This is a genomic window from Bradyrhizobium sp. CCGUVB4N (assembly GCF_024199945.1).
In the GTDB taxonomy this organism is placed as follows: domain Bacteria; phylum Pseudomonadota; class Alphaproteobacteria; order Rhizobiales; family Xanthobacteraceae; genus Bradyrhizobium.
On record NZ_JANADP010000001.1, the window covers coordinates 999,021 to 1,017,684 of the forward strand.

Here is an 18,664-nt window from a genome sequence, read left to right on the forward strand (position 1 = left end):
AATTTTCTATGCGGTCACGAAGGGTTGATGGATGTCGGGGCTTCCGCCGCTCACACCGGAAATGTCAGCGACTTCGCCAGCCTGACCAGATCGACCTGGCGGCGGCGTCCCGTCTTCTCGAACACATGAAGCAAATGGCTCTTCACGGTGGCGACGGAGACGCCGAGCAGTCCCGAGATCGCGTCGCGCGTGTGGCCCTCGCAAATCAGCTCGAAGATGCGGATCTCGGCCGGCGTCAGATCGTAGAGCTGGTTGAGGGCGACGTGGGACATCTGCGGCGGGCCGGAGGCTGTCGCCACGAACAGGGCGGCGGCCGCGCGCTGGATCAGCCCGGCGCGCATGTGGCCGCGCCGCAGCGGCAGCACGTGGATGACGAGCGGGTCGCCGCTGTCGCGAAGGATCGGGATGCCGATGCCTTTCTGGCCGAGCGCCGCCTCGTCCTTCGCCGCCTGTGCGATCGCCTGATGCAATGAGCTGGTCGCGGTCGCGGACGGAGCCGCAATCCGGCCCTGTCGGACCATGATCGGGTCTTCGGCCGCGAGCATTGCGGTGGCCGTGGCGTTGCTGTGGACGATCTTCGCATCCTGGTCGACAAGCACGACGCCGACCGTCAGCGCTTCCACCGTCGCGGAGAATGTCGCGGCCTCCACGCTCTTCATGTCGAACAGATTGCTGATGGTGACGGCACGGCGGATGTGCGGCGTCAGCAGCCGCAACCCTCCGAGCTGCGCATCCTCGATGGGACCGGCCGATTGATGCTGGCTGAAGATCGCGTTGCCGACCATCGCCCGGTCGCGAACGAGGCCGACAGCGACGGCGTCGAACAGGCCCTTGGGGAGGGCCCATTCGCGATAATAGCGATTGGCAGCGATGATGTCCTGCCGGACGGCCTGGGATTGAACGATCGGCTCTCCGAGCGGGTATTGCTGAATGCGCGCGGCGCCGCCCCAGAGCTCGATGATCTCAGGCCCATAGCCGATCGCATTTTGGGCCATCTCAGCCAGGTTGGATCCGGAGACTGCGTTGACCGCGGCCTTCATGTTGGTGAGGCTGGCGACCGAGAGTGCGCCGGTGGCGAAGCCGAGCTTGGCGCAAATCACCTCCAGAACGTCGGTCCAGTGTTCGGGGGCGATGACACAATCGTAGATATCGCCGATGATATCCGAGAATTCTTCGACCGAAACCTGCTGCATTCCCAACCACTCACTTCAAAAATCACCTCATCCGCCGATGGCGGACGTCTCATGGCCGAGCCGCGCTTCACACCGGGAATGTCAGCGACTTGGCGAGCCTGACCAGGTCGACCTGGCGGCGGCAGCCTGTCTTCTCGAACACATGAAGCAGATGGCTCTTCACGGTGGCGACGGACACGCCGAGCAAACCCGAGATCGCGTCGCGTGTGTGTCCTTCGCAGATCAGCTCGAAGATGCGGATCTCGGCCGGCGTCAGGTCATAGAGCTGGTTGAGCGCGACATGAGACATCTGCGGCGGTCCGGAGGCTGAGGCCACGAACACGGCGGCTGCGGCGCGCTGGGCGAGGCGGGCCCGCACGGGGCCGCGTCGCAGCGGCATGACGTGGATGACGAGAGGATCACCGCTTGGTCGAAGGATCGGGATGCCGATGCCCTTCTGGCCGAGGGCCGCCTCATCCTTCGCGGCCTGTGCGATGGCCGATTGCAATGAGGTGGTCGTCGCCGTGGACTGAACCGCGATCCGGCCATGTCGCGTCAAAATCGGATCGCCGGCCGCGAGCATCGCGGTGGCGACTGCGTTGCTGTGAACGATCTTCGAATCCTCGTCCACCAGGACGACACCTGCTGTCAGGGCCTCCACGGTCGCGGAGAATGTCGCGGCTTCCACGGTCTTCATGTCGAACAGATTGCTGATCGTCACGGCGCGGCGGATGTGAGGTGCGAGAACGCGCAATCCGTGGACCTGCGCATCCTCGATGGGGCCGGCCGATTGATGCTGAGCTAATGTCGCATTACCGATCATCGTTTTGTCGCGAACAAGGGCGACGCCGACGGCGTCGGACAAACCCTTGGGCTTGGCCCATTCCCGATGATAGCGATTGCCGAGAATCATTTCCTCCGGAACCGCCTGGGATCGAATGATCGGTTCTCCAAGCGGATATTGCCGAATGCGCTCGACGCCGCCCCAGAGTTCGACGATATCAGCCGCATACTCGATGCTGTACTGGGCTAACGTCTGGACAGGGGCGGTTCCAGCGGCCGCATTTACTCCGATCGTCCGGTTTGTCAGGCTGCATGCCGAGAGTATCGCGGTCGCGAACCCGAACTCCGTGCGAATCTCGTTCAGAACCCTCGTCCACTGTTCGGGGGCAATTACGCAATCGTAGATCGCGCCGATGAGGTCAGAGAATTTCTCGACCGAGGCCTGCTGCATTCCGAACCACTCACTTGAAAAATGTCGCTCAAAAGTCACTTCGGGAACCGCATCATCCCCCGGTGGCTGAAGTCGCGGTCCGTGAGGCAAGTCTCACGTGTCAAATTATTACCACTGCGACTCCGCGACGCAATGGGAGTGCCGAGCACAAACATTTGGATGGCTGCGAGGATTTTACGCGGATCGCATGCGCGTGCCCGTACGGCCGGAAGCCGGTGCTGTATCGGTGCGAGGTCTGACTAAAACTGCGGCACAAGCGATGCCGTGCATGCACGACCGCTCTTCGCCCTACCGCCCGGCCTTTGCGAGATTAGCCAGGCTCGCCGCCAGCTCGTCGCTCCGGAACGGTTTTGTCAGCCGCGACAGGTCCGGCGTGATGCCTTCGTTGTTGGCGTAGCCTGAAACGACGAGGACCTGGATCTCGGGATATTGGTTGCGCAGCGCGAGGCCGAGGTCCGTGCCGCTCATGCCGGGCATCAGATGATCGGTGACCAGCAGGTTCGGCCGCAGGCCGTCCCTGACGCGGCGAAGCGCGTCCTCGGCGGAGCTGGCTTCGACGACCCTGTAGCCGAGCTCGCTCAGCATCTCGGCGGTGCTCATGCGCACCAGCGGCTCGTCGTCCACCAGCAGTGCCGTGCCGGCGGGAAGTGGTCGCAGTCTGGGCTGCGTGACGGCGTCGATCGCGCCGGCGGCCGCGTGGCTGACCGGCAGCCACAGCTCGACCGTGGTGCCTGCCCCCACGGCGCTCTTGATCGTCAGCGCGCCGCCGAGCTGCGAAGCAAGACCGTGGACCATCGAGAGGCCAAGGCCTGTGCCTTGTCCGATGCCCTTGGTCGAGAAGAACGGCTCGACGGCATGGGCCAGCGTCTCGTCATCCATGCCGATGCCATTGTCTGCAACGGAGATGCAGACATAGGTGCCGGGCGCCAGGTCCGAGCCGTGTGCGCGCTCGATCGTCCGGGCCTTGGCGGAGATGCGCAAGCTTCCGCCGTCGGGCATGGCGTCACGCGCGTTCACGCTGAGGTTCAGGATCGCCATCTCGATCTGGTTGGGATCGGCCATGGCTTCGGGAAGTCCTTCCGGCGTATCCACCGTCACCTGGATCTGCGGCCCGGTGGTGCTGGAGATCAGCTCGCCCATGTCGGTGACGAGCCGGCTGATGTTGACTGGCACGGCCTGCAGCGGTTGCCGGCGGGCGAAGGCCAGCAGGCGCTGCACCAGCGTCTTGGCGCGGTCGGCGGCCTGGATGGCGCCGGCGATCAGGCGATGCTCGCGCTCGTCGCCAATGCCCCGGCGCTGAAACCGGTCGAGCAGACCGACAATCGGCGTCAGCAGATTATTGAAATCGTGCGCGACGCCGCCGGTGAGCTGGCCCATGGCCTCCATCTTCTGGGCCTGGCGCAGTGCTTCCTCGGCCTGAGCGAGCCGCGCCTGCTCCTCCAGACGATCGGTCACGTCGACGCCGGTCAGGAACGCGCCGATCCGCGTGCCGTCGGCGGCGCGGAGCGCCTCGAATTTCATTTCAAAGACGCGGCGGTCGAACTTGGGATCGCCGAACTCCTCGATGTTGGTAAAGGCTTCGCCGGCGAGCGCCCGGCCCCAGATCGCCGTCGCCGCCGCAAGATGCTCGGGCCGGTCGGCCAGGAATTCGTGCATGGAATCGCCGACCTTCGGCCGCTTGCCGTAGATGCGCTGATAGGCATCGGCGCAAGACGTGTTGATGGCGAGCCAGTGGTAGTCGAGATCGAGCGCCTGGATCTGCCCGTCGGTGGTTTCCACGATGGTGGCGAGCAGATGACGCTCGGCGGTGCGTTCGGCAACGCGTTGCTCCAGCGTGGCATTGAGCTCCCTGTAGCGTGCTTCGCTCGCCCGCAACTGCGCCTCGCCGAGCACGCGTTCGGTCGTCTCGGAGACGAGGCACAGTACGCCGCCGACCGAACCATCGTCATCGAGTACGGCCGAGTAGGAGACGTCCCAATAGCTGGTCTCGCCGTAGCCATGACGCTCGACGTAAAAGGGACGGTCCTTCGCCGCGAATGTCTTTCGCGTATTGCGGACGCCGGCCAGCAGCGGTTCGAGATCGTCCCACAGCTCGCCCCAGTTCTCGATCGCGGGCCGACCGAGGGCGCGGGGATGATTGGCGCCGATGCCCGGTGCGTAGGCGTCATTGTAGAGCGCGACGAAATCGGGGCCCCAGAACAGGACAATCTGGGCTTGCGCGGCCAGCATCATGCCGACTGTCGTCTTCAGGGCCTGGGACCATCGGCGGGGCGCGCCGAGCGGCGAGCCCGACCAATCGAGGGTGCGCATCATCGCACCCAGCTCGCCTCCGTCGGAGGGGAAGCCCACATCGATTGACTGCCGAGCAGCTTTCTCCGACAGCACCGGACCCCCTCGCGACGCGTGACATGGGCGTCCTTGCCCATTCGAGCCCGACGATCGAGGACTCGTACTCAAGGTCTCATAACGCGTATGCAGCCGCGGGGTTCCATTCCCCTCGATTCGCGCCGCCCTTGTGCTATTGCTGCCCTGCGCAACGATGCGAGGTCGCCATGCTCCCCATTCCCGCCGACATCTTCACCGAACAAGAGGACGTTTCGCCCGACAGTCTTGCCAATCTCGGGCCGCTCCGCCGGCTCGCCGGCACCTGGCAGGCGGACAAGGGCATCGACATCAATCCGAAAGCGGAAGGGCCGGAGCGGCGGACCTTCATCGAGCACATCCGGATGGACCCGATCGACCCGCAGGCCAACGGGCCGCAGCTGTTCTATGGCTTGCGCTATCACATCCACATCAACACGCCCGAGGAAGACATCACCTTCCACGACCAGGTCGGCTACTGGCTGTGGGAGGCGGCGACCGGGCTGGTCATGCAGACGCTGGCGATCCCGCGCGGGCAGGTGCTGCTGGCCTCCGGACAGGCCAAGCCGGACGACAAGACAATCTCCGTCACCGCAAAGCGCGGCGACACCGCTTACGGGATCTGTTCGACCGACTTCCTGGAACAAGCGTTCCGCACCGACAGTTACCGTTGCGACATCACCTTCAACGACGACGGCAGCTGGAGCTACGAGATCCAGACCGAGTTGTTCGTCCGCGGGGCGCCGTTCAATCATCATGACAGCAACACGCTCAAGCTGGTTGCGCCGCCGAAACTCAATCCGCTCGCGGTGATCGTGAACGATCGCGAGAAAGGCAATAAGCCGGCCTGAGAAGCCGGCGCGGAGAATTGGCATGAAGCCCTACATCATCTGCCTGATGCATTCGAGCCTCGATGGTCGCACGCATCCCAGCCGCTGGCGCCCGAAAGGCGCGCACAGCGACTGGTTCGAGAAGATCCATGACGAGCTCGGCGGCGATGCCTGGGTGATCGGCCGCGTCACCGGCTCGGAGTTCGCCAAGGGCAAGCCCTATCCCGAGACGAGTAGCGAAAAACTGCCGCGCGAAAACTGGTTCGCGCGGCGCGATGCGAAGACCTTTGGCGTGGTGCTCGATGCGCAGGGCAAGATCGGCTGGGGCCGCTCGGATATCGGCGGCGATCCGATCGTCGTGGTGCTCACCGAGAGCGTGCCGGATTCGCATCTCGCCGGCCTGCGCGGCGAGGGCGTGTCCTATATCTTCGCGGGCCAATCCGAGATCGACCTGGCATTGGCGGTCGAGATCCTCAATCGCGAGCTTGGCGTCAAGCGCCTGCTGGTGGAGGGTGGCGGTGTCGCCAATGGCGCGTTCCTGCGCGCCGGCCTGATCGACGAATTCAACCTGATCCTCAGCCCCGCGATCGACGGTGCCAAGGGCGCTCCCTTCGTGTTCGATTCGACGGACGCCGACAGCGACAAGCGCGCACCGCTCACCGCGATGACGCTGGAGAGCACGCGGCAGCTCGGCGGCGGCGTGCTGTTGCTGCGCTACCTGATCCAGAACGACGCCGCCGGCCGATAAGCAACGGCAATGTCGGACACGCCGGAGCATATCGTCATCGTCGGCGCAGGCGCGGCCGGCCTGATGGCGGCCCGCGAGCTTGCGCGTGCCGGCAAGCGGGTCACGATCCTGGAGGCGCGCGACCGCTGTGGCGGACGCATCCATCCGCTGCCGGCATCGGAGTTCGGCTATGCCGCCGACGGCGGCGCCGAGTTCGTTCATGGCGAGGCGCCGGTCACGCGCGGCCTCGTGCGCGAAGCCGGGTTGACGGTGCGGACGATCGGCGGCGCGCAATGGAGCTTTAACGGCAAGAATTTCTCGCGGGAGAGCCCGCGCGATCCCTATGACGAGAGGCTTCATGCCGCCGTGAAGGATCTGACGGACGACCTCACCGTCGCCGATTTCCTGCGCCGGCATTTCGCCGCACCTGAGTACGCAAGCCTGCGGCATGCCGTCGAACGCATGGTCGAGGGCTACGATGCCGCCGACCCCGAGCGCGCCTCGATACTGGCGCTGCGCGACGAATGGATGAATGACGGACACGCGACGCAGGCGCGTCTCGACGGCGGCTATGGCGGCCTGATCGACTTTCTGGAAGCCGGGTGCCGCAAGTCCGGCGTCGCCATTCAGCTCAGTGCCGTGGTCACTGCGATCGAGGAGAGCGATGGCAGGCTCGCTCTCCGCTGCGCGGGCGGCGCGGCGCAACTCTGCGATCGCGTGATCGTCACCGTGCCGCTGCCGTTGCTGCGCGAGATCGCGCTGCCACCAGCCGCACGCGCGAAGGCCGCAGCCGCCGACGACATCGGCTTCGGCAGCGTCATCAAGATCCTGCTGCGATTTGAGCGGCCATGGTGGCGCGAGCGGCGCGAAGAGCTCGCGGATATGCTGTTCCTGCTGTCGGACGAGACGATTCCGGTGTGGTGGACGCAGCGGCCAGATCAGCATCACGTGCTCACAGGATGGTTCGGCGGTCCGCGAACGGCGGAGCTGTCGCATCTCGATTCGCCGGGGCTGATCGATGCGGCGATCTCGTCGCTCGCCGCAATCTTCGGCATTCCGCGCGAGGACATTGCGCGAGAGGTCGTGGCGGCGTCGGCCACCAATTGGGCGCATGATCGCTTTGCTCGCGGCGCCTATTCCTGGGCGACGCCGCGGACGCGCGCGGCGCAGGAGAGTCTCGCGCGCGCCGATGGCCCCGTGCTGTTCTCCGGCGAGGCGCTCTATCGCGGCCGCGACATGGGCACGGTCGAGGCTGCGCTGGCGAGCGGGCTGGAGACGGCTGGCTTCATCCTGCAGCGCTGAGAAAGAAGGCCCGCATCTCTGCGGGCCCCTTGTCTCACCAGCGATTGGCGCCGAAGCCGAACGTCACGCTCGGGCCGCCGCCACCATAATAACCGTACGGTCCGCCGCCGTAATAGCCTTGGTGCCGTGGATAATAGCCGTAGCTGCGATAGTGCGGCCGATAGTAGCCGTGATGATGAGGGTGCCAGCGATGATGGCGATGGCCGTAATGGCGGTGCCTGTGCTGCGCGCTGATGTCGGTCGACTGGCCGATTTGCGCGTTCGCTCCGGCCTTGCCGCCGCCAGCCGCGTTGGCCGCGGATGCGGAGAGCGCAGCCGCACCGATGGCCATCGCGACAAAGAGATACTTCATGTCATCACTCCAGTTGAGATATCGAGTGACAACAGATGGGCGTTGGCAGCGTTCCGGCGAGGGCGGGCGTCGAAACGACGCAGATGATCAACGCGCATTCGCGCTGAGATTTATTGTCGCACGTCTGCGAGCGAGGAGACGACGTCGTTCGTGGTCACGATGCGGGCAAATTCGCCATTGAGATTCGACAGCGTCATCGCGTGAATGGATTCGGCCGAATGCGTGTCGCCATCGGGACCGACGCGGTCGAACGTCCAGGTCGCATCACGCACGAGGGCCGCGTCGAAGCCGAGATTGCCGGCCATCCGCGTCGTCGTCTCCACGCAATGATTGGTGGTGGCGCCGCAGATCACGACCGTGGCGATGTCGCTTGCGCGCAGGCGCGTCTCGAGATCGGTGCCGATGAAGGCGCTGTTGACGCGCTTCACGATCACGGGCTCGCCGGGCTGTTCGCGCGCTTCGTCCTTGACGGCGTAACCGCTGCGCGAGGGCAGGAACGTCGAGTTCGGCTTGGTGCCTTCGTGGCGGATGTGGAAGATCGGCGCGCCGCTCGCCCTGAACGCCGCGAGCAGGTCAACGATGCGCGCCACCGCATCCGGATTGTTGCGGCGCTTACCCGCCGCCTCCCATTCGTCGAATGCACGCTGGACGTCGACGACGATGAGGGCGGGAAGGGGATGGGGCATGGCGAGAGATTCCGGGGTTTTGTGCAGTATGTTGGGCGATTGCGCGACTGGGCAATGCCGATTTTCCCTCGTTTAGGGACGGCTCGTGTCCCGGACGGCACTGTCCCCTACGGATGCGGTTCAGGAAAGCCGTGGCGCTCGGACAGCGCGGCAAGGATGGCGTCCTTGTCGGCGATGAAGGCGCGCCCGTGATGGCTGCCGGTCTGATGCGGCGATGTGGTGCCGTCCGCGAGCACGAGCAACGGCAGCCACTGATTCTCCTCACCGACCAGCGCGATCACATCCTGTCGCGGCTTCGGCCAGGCGATGCGCTCGACGTCGAACCTGTCGGCCAGCGCCGGAAACGAGGTGAGCAGACCTTCGACCAGCGCGCAGTGCCAGCAGAAGAAGCGGCGGCCGGGATAGGCCGGGTCTTCGAAACCCTGGCGCAGCAGAAACAGCCGATCACGCGTCATGGACGTCTCCGAAACTGCCGCTTCTCACCGCAACAATGAGACGAAATGCTGGCGCACCATATGTAGCAGAGCCTGTGCGGTGCGCGACAGGGGTCTGTCGCGCCGGGTGATGACGCCGAGGCTGCGGTGAATGCTGGGGTTGCGCAGCGGCACGGCAGCGAGGCCGGCGACGCCCGGCAGGCTGCCGGCGATCTTGGGCACGATGGCGATGCCGACATGCGACAGCACCATCCCGACCGCGGTCTGGAGGTGCTGGACCTCGTAGCGCCAGTTCAGCTTCTCGCGGCGGTGCCCGAGCGCATCGTCGATCAGCACGCGGTTGCCCGCCTGCGGACTGATCCGGATCAGCGGCGCATTGCCGAGCTGCGACCAGTTGATGAAGCGGCGCTTGGCCAGCGGGTCGTCCTTGGCGCACAGCAGCACGAACGGCTCCTTGGCCAACACCTTGACCTCGACGTCGGCGACGTTCGGCGACACGATGGTCAGGCCGAACTCGGCGGTGCCGGATTGCACGAGCTGCGCGATCTCGCGCGCCGAATTGTCGTAGATCTTCACCGATACGTTCGGATAGGCCGCGCTGAAGTCGCGCAGCACCCGCGGCAGCTGGTAGGCCGCGATCGTCGGCAGGCACCCGATGGTGACGCGCTCGACCTTCTTGGTGCCTTGCCCGCGCACGCCTTCGAGCGTGTCGGACAATTCGTCGAGCAGCGCGCAGGCTTTCGGCAGCAATTCGAGACCGGCCGGGGTGAGCGAGACCTGCCGCGTCGTGCGCACGAACAGCGCGACGCCGAGGTCCTCCTCGAACTTCTTCATCCGGTGGCTCAGCGCCGTCTGCGACAGATTGAGATGGGCGGCGGCGCGCAGAAAGCTGCCGCGCTCGGCTACGCTGACGAAGGCCTGCAGGCCCAGAAAGTCGATCCGCATTCCCGTCCCCGGCACCGTCTGTCACCGGACTTGCTGGGCCGGCGTTTGCGTCGGCCACACTGCACGCCGCGGGCCCAACATTCAACTCGCGCGGGAGCACGGCGCGAAGGCCGGGCACGCTGCAACTAATGCGATCCGGCTTCGCCTTGCCGCAGGATCGAGGTCCAGTCGAACGCGGCGACGGGCGTGGGGGCAGGCATCCTCGGCCGCGCCATTGCCGGCTCCGCGGCGGGTTGAGGGGCCGGCGCGGGGAGAGCCGGGGCCGCGGGCGGCGTGCTGTCTCGTGGCGCCAGCGTCAGCGTCACGCGTGTCCCGCTTTTTTCCATCACCACGCGGCCGCGCTGCACCCGACGGAGCGCCCAGCCATCATGCTGCTCGCCGGTCTTGAGGCGCATCGCGCGTTTGGCGATATCGTCGATGAAGATGCCGATCCCTCCGGCTCCATCGGCGTCCGTCACCGTTCCGAGCAGCGAGAGAGCCGGCCTGTCCGGCGTCGCCTGTGCCTGCCGCGGCGTGGATGCTGCCGGCGCTTCGCTCGCCACGGGTCGGGAAGGGCGGCGCGCGGGCGTGAAGATCGGGCGTTCGCCGGTTGCGCTGAGCTCGGTGAGCGGTACCGTCGACAGAGGATTGCCGCCGCGTCGTGCCTGCACGGGCGCCTGCTCAAGGCCGGTCTCGCTGCCGGGCGATGCGCAGACCCGACTTGCCTCGCCAATCAGGAACAGGCCCGTCAGCACGAGCACCGGAAAACGCATCGTCACTGTCCGTGCCCTGTCAAAGTGCGAAAGACCCTGCGCGCCAGCCCCGCCCGGGCATGGCGCGCAGCTTGGTGGCGTCACCTCTGGGCTTCGTCGTGGCGCCCGTCGTCGCCATGCCCGTCATCGTGACGCTTGTCGTTGGTGCAGACGAGCGTGGTCCCCTCGGCATGACACTTCGCCTGCGGGTAGTCGGGCGAGAACAGATAGTTGCCGACGAACTCACTGACCGGCGGCTCCTTCTTCGGCGTGTAGGCGACGAAGTTGGCGGCGACCTTCGGGTCGAGACCGGGGGCTTTCAGCCGCGCCACCGCCGGATAGGGATAGACCGGGCGCGAGGTCGCGGTCGAAGTGTTGGTGGCGACGATCGCGTTCGGCGCCGAGTTGGTCTCGACCCAGGACATCAACGGCGTGACGATGTCGAAGGTGTTCGGGCCGAGCCCGCTGCCGCAATGCGCCATGCCGGGGAACAGGTAGAATTTGGCGAACCGGCCGACCTGATCGTCGCCCAGCAAATCGTTCACCGCATGCCAGTACTTGATGGTGCCGCGCGGCGGGATGTGCTGATCCGCCCAGCCGTGCCACAGCAGCAGCTTGCCGCCATGACGCGCGAACCGCCCGAGATCCGGATTGTTCGCGGCATAGACGGTCGAGCTTGCCACCGTGTTGTTGAAGCCAGGCACGGTGAGCTGGAGGTCGTTCAGCGTCCAGCTCGCATTGTAGGTGTTGAGGAAGGTCTTGTAGGCGGCCCACGAATTCACGAAGTTCTCGCTGCCGACGGAGGCACCTTGGGCTGCCGGCACGAACAGGCTCCAGTCGAGCTCGCCGCCCCATTCGGAATTGGCGGTGGGCTCGAGCCGCTGGCCGTCGGCCGTCACGGCGCCATCGTGGATGCGGCGGACGACGTCGGCTTCCGCCTGCGTCAGGCAGCCGGTCTCGTTGCCGTTGTTGCTGCACACCAGCGTCTTGGTGTCGAAATTGCACGCCCGGGGATCGTCGATCACGCCGTCGACGACGCCGTCGATCGCATCACAGGCGGCCACCGACTTGGCGTGGACATAGGCGAGCTTGGAAGCCAGCAGGATATAGGTGTTCCTGGCCGGAATCGGTATCGTGCCGGGCGTGGTCTGGTTGGTGAGAACGCGCCAGCCGTGGTGATAGGTGTTTTGCACGTCCATGTCGCTCGCCGGAGCGCCGGCGGCGATGCCGTCGAAATCGTGCGGATAACGCTGCGCCGCCATCAGCGCCTCGCGGCCACCGTCCGAGCAGCCGCTGAAATAGGAGTAGGCCGGCTTCTTGCCGTAGAACTTCGCGATGACGGCCTTGGCGACTTCCGAAGCGACGTGCACGCCGCGATAGGCGAAGTCGATCTGCGCCTGCGGATTGTTGACCGACCAGGTCGGCCCTTGCGCTCCGGTGTGGCCCATATTGGTCGTGGCGCTCGCGATCGTGCCGTTGGTGATCGGCACGCAGCCGGTCGATTGCGTGTAGCTGATATTGTCGTTGCCGCACTCGCCGCCGCAGCCGGTCTGGAGATAGCGCTGCGTCCAGGCGTTGGTGGGCAGGCGCATCACGATGGAGTTGGTCCCGGGCCCGATATTGCCGCGCACGCCGCAATAGTCGGCGGGATTCGTCGCCGAGGCCGGCACGATTGCGGCCGAGGTGATGGTGACGGTGCCGCCGACCTTCTTGCCGACGTCGCTCAGATCGACGCCGACCAGCGAACTGCACGTCATCACCGGGGCGATCGACGGCAGATCCTTCAGGCCCGCTGCGCTGGCGCGCGTACCGGGCGCAAGCAGCATCGCGGCCGCCGCAAGAGCGAGCGCGATCCCTGTGGTGGATCTCGATTGAATACTGGCACGCTTGACTGTCATGAACGGTCCCCTCTTCTGGTTCAGTACTTCGGACGACAGATGGTGCACGCGCACTCCGCCATGACGCGTCGATCCGGCAAATCGCATTGCCGGACTGTCAGTGTCGGACGTTTGATCGGAGAGCGAGATCGATGAAATGATGCGCGGGTGAGTTGGGCGCAGCATCCCCCCGGATTGTGTCGTGTTATTTCATACGAAAGTCGGATTTGGCGGCCGACAAAGCAAATGAATTGTTTGGCGGGATTTATGAGCGCCGTGCATCTTTCGCGACAGCGCGTGCGCGATCACGCCTGTCGCGTGACGACCAGTGGCAGGCTGATGTGAAACACGGCGCCGCCTGACGGCGCGTTCTCGGCCCAGATGCGGCCACCATGGGCCTCGACGATGGTGCGTGCGATCGAGAGGCCGATACCCATGCCCTGCGTCTTGGTCGTAAAGAACGGCTTGAAGATCTCGGTCACCTTTCCCGCAAGGATGCCGTCGCCCAGATCGGCGATGGAGACCAGCGCCAGATTGCCCTCGGTGAGACTGGTACGACCGACGACGCGGCGCCGATCGGCTGGAAGATGGGCCACCGCGTCCATGCCGTTGACGACGAGGTTCAGGATCACCTGCTGGAGCTGCACCCTGTCGGCCTTGACGCGAATGGTCGCAGGCGATGGCTCCGTCGAGAGTCCGACATCGTAGGTCAGGGCCTGCACGGAGAGGAAGCGAAACACCTCGTCGACGGTCGCATTGAGGTCGATGTCGCGCCGTTCGGTCGGGTCTCTCTTGAGGAACGAGCGCAGCCGGCCGATGACTTCGCTTGCGCGCTGATCGTCGCGGCGAATGTGCTCCAGCATGTCCCTGACTTCACCGAGGTCGGGCGCCGGGCTCTGCAGCACGTGCCCGGCGGTCTCGGCATTGAGCAGGATCGCGGCGAGCGGCTGGCTCAGCTCGTGAGCGATCGAGGCGGACATCTCTCCCGCGGTCGCGCGGCGATTCATGTGGGCGAGTTCCGACATGCGCTGGCGTGCCTCGACCTCGGCCAGGAAGCGCAGCCTGCGCTCGCGCAGCAAAATGGCGATCATCAGCGCCTGCGTCAGCACCACGGCGGCAACGAGCATGGTGTGCCAATAGTACTGCTCCCAGAAGCCCAGCTCGCGGAAGCGCACCTCGCTGCCCGGAGGCAGATTGGCTTCGTCGACGTTCCAGCGTTTCAGTTGCCGCCAGTCGAAGATCGGCTTGACGTTGTCGCCGTCGAAGGCTGCGATGCTCGACGGCGCTTCGCCGGCGAGAATCCGTGTCGCGACGCCGCCGGCCTCCCGTCCGATGACATCCGGCAGCAGCAGGAAGCCGCCCACGCCCGATCGCCCGAGGAACGTATCGGACGTGATGATGACGGGGCGGTTTGCGCTCTCGGCGACGCGTGCGAGCGCCGAGGCCGGCGAATAATAGGTGCCTTCGCCGTCGGAATACATCGCCGAGGTCAGGATCGCGGAGCCGGCGGGCAGGGTCGCGACTTGATTGCGGACCTCGCGCAGCGTGGCGTCGGAGAGATCGGTGACCTCGAGACCGGGCATCGCGGCCGCGAAGTCCTGCTTCCAGTGTCCATAGACCAGCGGATTCCTCCAGGCACCGCCGACGAGGACGACACGGGTCAGGTCGGGAACGATCGCGCGCGCGGCCGTCAGGAGATGTGTCGGCCTCACCCTTGCGAAGATGGCGGTCGTGTCCGGCAGAAACAGCGCACGCACCTCGGGCAGATCGGGCACGAAGGCGTACACGACAGGCGCGGCGGGCCAGATGTCCTGCTTGTGCTTCTGGAGGAATTTCGCCGCTGCGACGCCGATCGAAATGATGACGTCGATGGACCGGTCGGCAAATTTGGTCTTGAGGTGGCCGACGAGGCTGTCTTCGTAGTCCGGTCCGGGGAACCGCGCGAGATCGAGGCTCTCGCCGTAGATCACGGTGTGAGCATGGCCGTTCTGCTTCGCGGCGGCGCGGATGCCGTCAAAGATCTCCGAATAAAACGGCGAGCGAAAATCGGCTTCTTCCAGCACCAGGATGGAGCGCTGCCGCGGACCGTCGGCCGCACTGCATTCACGCGACAGGCAAGCGAACAGGAGGACGATCAGGATGCGCCCGAGCCCGGTGATGATACGCATTGCTGGACTCTCGGCCCCGCCTTCGGTTGCTATCGGGCTTCCTCATGAGGACGCGCGAAAGAGCATACCCGGCCAACCCGGAGTTTCAACGGAAGGATGCTGTGTCAGGCAGGGTGAGGCGACGGGCCGCTACTTGAACGGATCCTGGACTGAGGGCTGCGACTGCCTGATGCGGCGCACGCTCACCGGCGTACCGTCGGAGACGAACAGCAGTTCATACTTGCGGCCTTCGGTGTCGGTCGCAGAGCAGGTGACGTCGTTGACCTTCCTGGCCGAGAAATTACCGGTCTGGCGGCAGCTACCGGTGGAGGTCTGCGCAGCCGGGACCGGCAGGCCGTCGACCTTCGGCCGGGTCTTGGAGTTGAGCAGCATGCGGTCGACCGGCAACTCGTAGGAATTGTCGTCGGCCCGCTTGCCGTTCTCGCCGGAGAACGACACGACGTGGTTCTCGTCGTTGGGATCGTCGACGGCGACCGCGAAATTGACCCGGCCCTTGTCATCATGGGCAAAGGCCACGGTCTTGCAGGCGAAGGGGCGACCCGCGACCTTCAGCGTCTTGCAGTGGCCCGACATCAGCGCCAGCATGTCGACGAGGGAATTTTGTTGCGCCGGCGGATTGTTGACCGCAATCGCCGTGGAAGACTCGGCAAAACAAGGACTTGCGAGAGCAACGAAGGGGGCAACCAGGACCAGTCGGCGGAGGCGCATCGTCAGGCTCATGTGCCAGGGGGCCAAGGAGGGGGCCACGGAGCGGCAGAGGTTCCGCCCAATAACCATCGAATCGCAAATTGGTTGCGATACCGTTTGCTCCGCCAATCCCGACTGGAATACCACCGCGCCACCCATCGGCGATTCACCTCGATCGCTTCAGCCCGTCCCGGGAGGCACATGCCGCCAGACCGATGTTTTTTTCGTGGCAGACCGCCTCACGCCGCCTGTTTCATGGTCCGCGCAAAGGCCGGATAAGTCTCGGCCAGCTCCGTGAAAACCCGCCCGCGCAGCAGCGACAGCGTTGCGGCATCCGGCCGCGGCGTTTCGCGCACCACCTCCGGCTCCTGATAGGCGAAGCCGGTGCTCTCGCGGATGTCGGCCGGGGTGAAGGACGGATGCACGGAGCGAAGCGCGAAGCCGCCTGCCTCACGATCGAAGTCGAACAACGCCATGTTGGTCAGCAGCGCATGCGGCCCGCCGCGACGCGGCACCTCCGGCGTGATGGCGCGCGCGCTGACGAAATCGACCTTGGGCACGAACACGCGCGGCGAATGCTCCTCGCGAAACAGGATCACGCGAGGAATGAGATGATAGAGATAGGCCGAGCCGAACGAGCCCGGCCAGCGCACGTGGCTGGTGGGATAATCGCCGGTGCCGACCAGGTTGATGTTGCCCTGGCCGTCGATCTGGCCGCCGCCGAGAAAGAAGGCGTCGACCCTGCCTTGTGCAGCGCAGTCGAACAGCTCGATGCCGCCATTGGTGAAGAAATTGTGCGCCTGCGATCCCAGGATCGAGATGCGTACCGGCGGTTTGCCGTCGCGTTCGTTGCGGGCCCGCAGCAGCATGGCGCCGGCCGCGGGGATCGGCGACGACGCGCCGACCGCGACGTGACGGATGCCGTCGAGCAGATCGGCAATGGTGGCGATCAGGATCTCGCGCCGCTCGCGCTCGGTCGACATCAGGCCACCTCCTTGCGATGCGTCAGGAATGCCGACAGATAGGCGCGAAAGCCGTCCTCGCTGCGCGCCATCGCCGCGTAGCGCGCGATCTCGGCCTCGTCGGCCGGATATTCGTCCCACAGCGCCAGCGGCCAGGCGCCGCGTGCGGCGACCGCGACGGCATCGACATAGAGCGAGGGCAGCACGCCTGCGGCGGAATCCTCGCTGTCCAGCAAATTACGCTCGACGATGCGCTCCACGGTGACCAGCGTGCGCCTGGAGGCGTAAGCGAGATCGGCAAGCTCGCGATGCCGGCCGATGCGGACATTGCCGGCGCGGTCGGCCTCGGGCGCGTGAAACAGCGCGACGTCAGGCAAGATCGCGGGCACCACGACGACTTTGCGTGCCTCGCCCACGGGACTGTCGATCACCTGCCAGTCCGGCCGCACCTCGAGGAGATCGCTGCCGATGATGCCGGCGATCGGCATGAACGGCACGCCCTTTTGGCTCGCGAGCAGGCCGGCATAGATCGCGGGGCAGGTCGAATCGCGCATCGTGAAGGCGCCGCTCTTGATGCCAGCGGTGAAACGCGGTGCAGCGCCGGCTTCGCCGAGCGACACGGCGCTGGTTTCCAGCGAAGCGATCGCGCCGGCGCCGATCAGGAGATCGGCCTGCATGCCGGAGATCGGCACGCAGATCAGCCTGAGGTCACGGATGCCGGACTCCAGCAGCGCTGCGGTCGCCGCCATCGCCACGCCAGAACCGTCGACCGGGATCGCCAGCGACTGCCCGGATGTAACGCGCGCAGCCAGCGCCTCCAGCGCAACGATCTCGGTCATGGGCGTCCTCCGGCCGTGTTTTCTCCATCCTGCCTCAGGCCATCGCCGCCTGCCAGCGCGTATCGCGCAAGGACGGGCGGCGGTGGAGGCGGGCGTCGAGGAGCTTGCGGGCGCGCGGCAGCTCGCCGCTGCGTATCAGGGCAACGAGGTACGTATCCTCGATCAGCTCGCGCTGGGCGTGGCTGCCGCCGATGCGCACGACCTCGGTGAGGACAGGCGTGAGCTCGCGCACGCAAGCCGCATAATTTTCGTCCGCGAAGGCCGCAAGTGCGCGGCAGATCGCCGGCACCACGGGGCCGGCCGGCAGCTTGCCGTCGGCGAGCCGCTGGTCGATCACGGCAAGGCGCGTGGCCAATGCTTCCTGATTTTGTGTCGCGGCCGCGAACAGCGCCATGTGGACGTCGGCGAAGGCCAGGCCCGATTTGGGGAACAGTTTTTGCGCGGTAGCGTCGGCCTCGGCCCAGAGCGCTTGCGGCACGGCATGGCCGTAAGCCGACAAGCGCCACAGCAGCGAGGCGCTGTCGGTGATGACGTTGAGCGGCGGCGCCTGCGTGGCGCTGGGCTGCAGCACGTCGTCATAGATTGTGAGCGCACGGGCCGCATCGCCATGCTCGAGCGCGCCAAGTGCCTGGTGCCAGAGGATATGGCCGTGGAGAATTCCCGCGCGGTCATAGGTCGGGAGCCATTCCTCCACGAGACGATCGGCCGCCTCGATCGACCCGTCCTCGAACATCGCATGCAGCACGGCATGCGCGGCGTGCGCGTTGGCGCGACGGAGGTCAAAACCGCGCTCGGTGACGGCGCGACCGCGGGCGACATCGCCATTCTCGGTCATCGCCCAGCCGGACATGGTGAGAAACCACCAGTCCTCGCCGTAATGATGCGCGACGCGCTCGCACAGCTCGTGCCGGGCGCGGTCGTGATCGGCCATGCCGGAGAAGGCGAACAGGCCGAACGCGCCGAGCGGCAATGACAGCACCACGGCATCGCGCGGCCAGCGCTCGATATGCCCGGACATCGCCGCGATCGCGTCGGGCCCGCGTCCCTCGATCGCGAGCGCCAGCGTCTCGACATGCGAGCGCTCGCGCTCGCTGCCGCGCCTGGCCACAAGCTCGCGTGCCAGTGCCGCTTTCTGCCGCGCAAGATCGCCCTGCTGGTAGAATGCATGCACGCGGCCGCGGGCGATATGGGCGAGGGCAAAGTCTGGATCGGTCGCGATCGCACGCTCCAGCGCCTCCGCCGTGCCGGTCCAGCCGGCGAGCATGAGATCGACGCCGTCGCGATAGGCGGACGCGGCGGAATCGGAGGTGGTGGAGAGCGGCAGGCCGTAGCGGTCTTCAAGCGCCATCGTGATCCC

General features: G+C 65.9%; 17 protein-coding genes. 3 read left to right on the forward strand and 14 right to left on the reverse strand.

Annotated elements, in window-relative coordinates; genetic code table 11:
- Positions 1–50: 50 nt before the first annotated feature.
- From NLM31_RS04740 to NLM31_RS04750, 3 genes are all read right to left on the reverse strand, one after another.
- On the reverse strand, positions 51–1,193 hold the full coding sequence (locus tag NLM31_RS04740) for a helix-turn-helix transcriptional regulator (RefSeq protein ID WP_254128146.1): 1,143 nt from the start codon (positions 1,191–1,193) through the stop codon (positions 51–53).
- 67 nt (positions 1,194–1,260) lie between these two features.
- A complete protein-coding gene (locus NLM31_RS04745) occupies positions 1,261–2,406 on the reverse strand; it encodes a helix-turn-helix transcriptional regulator (RefSeq protein WP_254128147.1) in 1,146 nt (381 codons plus the stop codon).
- Between the two features lie 288 nt (positions 2,407–2,694).
- A complete protein-coding gene (locus NLM31_RS04750) occupies positions 2,695–4,719 on the reverse strand; it encodes a PAS domain-containing sensor histidine kinase (RefSeq protein ID WP_254128148.1) in 2,025 nt (674 codons plus the stop codon).
- Between the two features lie 239 nt (positions 4,720–4,958).
- On the opposite strand from NLM31_RS04750, the gene NLM31_RS04755 reads away from it, so the two are divergent.
- Genes NLM31_RS04755 through NLM31_RS04765 form a run of 3 tightly spaced genes read left to right on the forward strand, consistent with a single transcriptional unit; the run spans position 4,959 to position 7,626 of the window.
- Positions 4,959–5,618, forward strand: coding sequence for an FABP family protein (locus tag NLM31_RS04755; RefSeq protein ID WP_254191622.1), 660 nt, complete (start codon positions 4,959–4,961; stop codon positions 5,616–5,618).
- Between the two features lie 22 nt (positions 5,619–5,640).
- Positions 5,641–6,345 carry a RibD family protein gene (locus NLM31_RS04760; protein ID WP_254128150.1) on the forward strand — a complete coding sequence of 235 codons (705 nt, stop codon included), beginning with the start codon at positions 5,641–5,643 and terminating at the stop codon, positions 6,343–6,345.
- Positions 6,346–6,354: 9 nt separating this feature from the next.
- The gene (locus NLM31_RS04765; protein ID WP_254191623.1) at positions 6,355–7,626 is read left to right on the forward strand and encodes an NAD(P)/FAD-dependent oxidoreductase; all 1,272 of its coding nucleotides are present in this window, start codon (positions 6,355–6,357) and stop codon (positions 7,624–7,626) included.
- 34 nt (positions 7,627–7,660) lie between these two features.
- On the opposite strand, the gene NLM31_RS04770 is transcribed toward NLM31_RS04765, so the two are convergent.
- The 11 genes from NLM31_RS04770 to NLM31_RS04820 form a co-directional block, all read right to left on the reverse strand.
- Entirely contained in the window at positions 7,661–7,978 is a 318-nt protein-coding gene (locus NLM31_RS04770; RefSeq protein ID WP_254128152.1) for a hypothetical protein, read from the reverse strand.
- Positions 7,979–8,088: 110 nt separating this feature from the next.
- Positions 8,089–8,664 (reverse strand): cysteine hydrolase family protein, encoded by a 576-nt coding sequence (locus NLM31_RS04775; RefSeq protein WP_254128153.1) that lies wholly within the window; start codon positions 8,662–8,664, stop codon positions 8,089–8,091.
- Positions 8,665–8,771: 107 nt separating this feature from the next.
- A complete protein-coding gene (locus tag NLM31_RS04780) occupies positions 8,772–9,119 on the reverse strand; it encodes a DUF3088 domain-containing protein (protein WP_254128154.1) in 348 nt (115 codons plus the stop codon).
- Between the two features lie 24 nt (positions 9,120–9,143).
- A complete protein-coding gene (locus NLM31_RS04785) occupies positions 9,144–10,043 on the reverse strand; it encodes a LysR family transcriptional regulator (protein WP_254128155.1) in 900 nt (299 codons plus the stop codon).
- A 125-nt stretch (positions 10,044–10,168) separates the two neighbouring features.
- The gene (locus NLM31_RS04790; RefSeq protein ID WP_254128156.1) at positions 10,169–10,795 is read right to left on the reverse strand and encodes a hypothetical protein; all 627 of its coding nucleotides are present in this window, start codon (positions 10,793–10,795) and stop codon (positions 10,169–10,171) included.
- 80 nt (positions 10,796–10,875) lie between these two features.
- Positions 10,876–12,672, reverse strand: coding sequence for a tannase/feruloyl esterase family alpha/beta hydrolase (locus NLM31_RS04795; protein WP_254191624.1), 1,797 nt, complete (start codon positions 12,670–12,672; stop codon positions 10,876–10,878).
- A gap of 284 nt (positions 12,673–12,956) precedes the next feature.
- The gene (locus tag NLM31_RS04800; protein ID WP_254191625.1) at positions 12,957–14,819 is read right to left on the reverse strand and encodes a sensor histidine kinase; all 1,863 of its coding nucleotides are present in this window, start codon (positions 14,817–14,819) and stop codon (positions 12,957–12,959) included.
- Positions 14,820–14,948: 129 nt separating this feature from the next.
- On the reverse strand, positions 14,949–15,527 hold the full coding sequence (locus NLM31_RS04805) for a hypothetical protein (protein WP_254128159.1): 579 nt from the start codon (positions 15,525–15,527) through the stop codon (positions 14,949–14,951).
- Between the two features lie 218 nt (positions 15,528–15,745).
- Positions 15,746–16,489: a CoA transferase gene (locus NLM31_RS04810; protein ID WP_254191626.1), complete on the reverse strand. Its 744-nt coding sequence runs from the start codon at positions 16,487–16,489 to the stop codon at positions 15,746–15,748.
- Entirely contained in the window at positions 16,489–17,307 is an 819-nt protein-coding gene (locus NLM31_RS04815) for a CoA transferase subunit A (RefSeq protein ID WP_254191627.1), read from the reverse strand. Before NLM31_RS04815 ends, NLM31_RS04810 begins: the two co-directional genes overlap by 1 nt.
- A gap of 34 nt (positions 17,308–17,341) precedes the next feature.
- Positions 17,342–18,655: a tetratricopeptide repeat protein gene (locus NLM31_RS04820; RefSeq protein WP_254191628.1), complete on the reverse strand. Its 1,314-nt coding sequence runs from the start codon at positions 18,653–18,655 to the stop codon at positions 17,342–17,344.
- Between the last annotated feature and the right edge of the window lie 9 nt (positions 18,656–18,664).

What these genes read in the sequence shown, in the direction of transcription:
- NLM31_RS04760 (WP_254128150.1), top strand. Translation starts at nt 5,641, where the DNA reads ATGAAGCCCTACATCATCTGCCTGATGCATTCGAGCCTCGATGGTCGC.
- NLM31_RS04795 (WP_254191624.1), bottom strand. Translation starts at nt 12,672, where the DNA reads ATGACAGTCAAGCGTGCCAGTATTCAATCGAGATCCACCACAGGGATC.
- NLM31_RS04815 (WP_254191627.1), bottom strand. Translation starts at nt 17,307, where the DNA reads ATGACCGAGATCGTTGCGCTGGAGGCGCTGGCTGCGCGCGTTACATCC.
- NLM31_RS04780 (WP_254128154.1), bottom strand. Translation starts at nt 9,119, where the DNA reads ATGACGCGTGATCGGCTGTTTCTGCTGCGCCAGGGTTTCGAAGACCCG.
- NLM31_RS04810 (WP_254191626.1), bottom strand. Translation starts at nt 16,489, where the DNA reads ATGTCGACCGAGCGCGAGCGGCGCGAGATCCTGATCGCCACCATTGCC.
- NLM31_RS04790 (WP_254128156.1), bottom strand. Translation starts at nt 10,795, where the DNA reads ATGCGTTTTCCGGTGCTCGTGCTGACGGGCCTGTTCCTGATTGGCGAG.
- NLM31_RS04770 (WP_254128152.1), bottom strand. Translation starts at nt 7,978, where the DNA reads ATGAAGTATCTCTTTGTCGCGATGGCCATCGGTGCGGCTGCGCTCTCC.
- NLM31_RS04775 (WP_254128153.1), bottom strand. Translation starts at nt 8,664, where the DNA reads ATGCCCCATCCCCTTCCCGCCCTCATCGTCGTCGACGTCCAGCGTGCA.
- NLM31_RS04740 (WP_254128146.1), bottom strand. Translation starts at nt 1,193, where the DNA reads ATGCAGCAGGTTTCGGTCGAAGAATTCTCGGATATCATCGGCGATATC.
- NLM31_RS04750 (WP_254128148.1), bottom strand. Translation starts at nt 4,719, where the DNA reads ATGATGCGCACCCTCGATTGGTCGGGCTCGCCGCTCGGCGCGCCCCGC.
- NLM31_RS04755 (WP_254191622.1), top strand. Translation starts at nt 4,959, where the DNA reads ATGCTCCCCATTCCCGCCGACATCTTCACCGAACAAGAGGACGTTTCG.
- NLM31_RS04765 (WP_254191623.1), top strand. Translation starts at nt 6,355, where the DNA reads ATGTCGGACACGCCGGAGCATATCGTCATCGTCGGCGCAGGCGCGGCC.
- NLM31_RS04800 (WP_254191625.1), bottom strand. Translation starts at nt 14,819, where the DNA reads ATGCGTATCATCACCGGGCTCGGGCGCATCCTGATCGTCCTCCTGTTC.
- NLM31_RS04820 (WP_254191628.1), bottom strand. Translation starts at nt 18,655, where the DNA reads ATGGCGCTTGAAGACCGCTACGGCCTGCCGCTCTCCACCACCTCCGAT.
- NLM31_RS04785 (WP_254128155.1), bottom strand. Translation starts at nt 10,043, where the DNA reads ATGCGGATCGACTTTCTGGGCCTGCAGGCCTTCGTCAGCGTAGCCGAG.
- NLM31_RS04745 (WP_254128147.1), bottom strand. Translation starts at nt 2,406, where the DNA reads ATGCAGCAGGCCTCGGTCGAGAAATTCTCTGACCTCATCGGCGCGATC.
- NLM31_RS04805 (WP_254128159.1), bottom strand. Translation starts at nt 15,527, where the DNA reads ATGCGCCTCCGCCGACTGGTCCTGGTTGCCCCCTTCGTTGCTCTCGCA.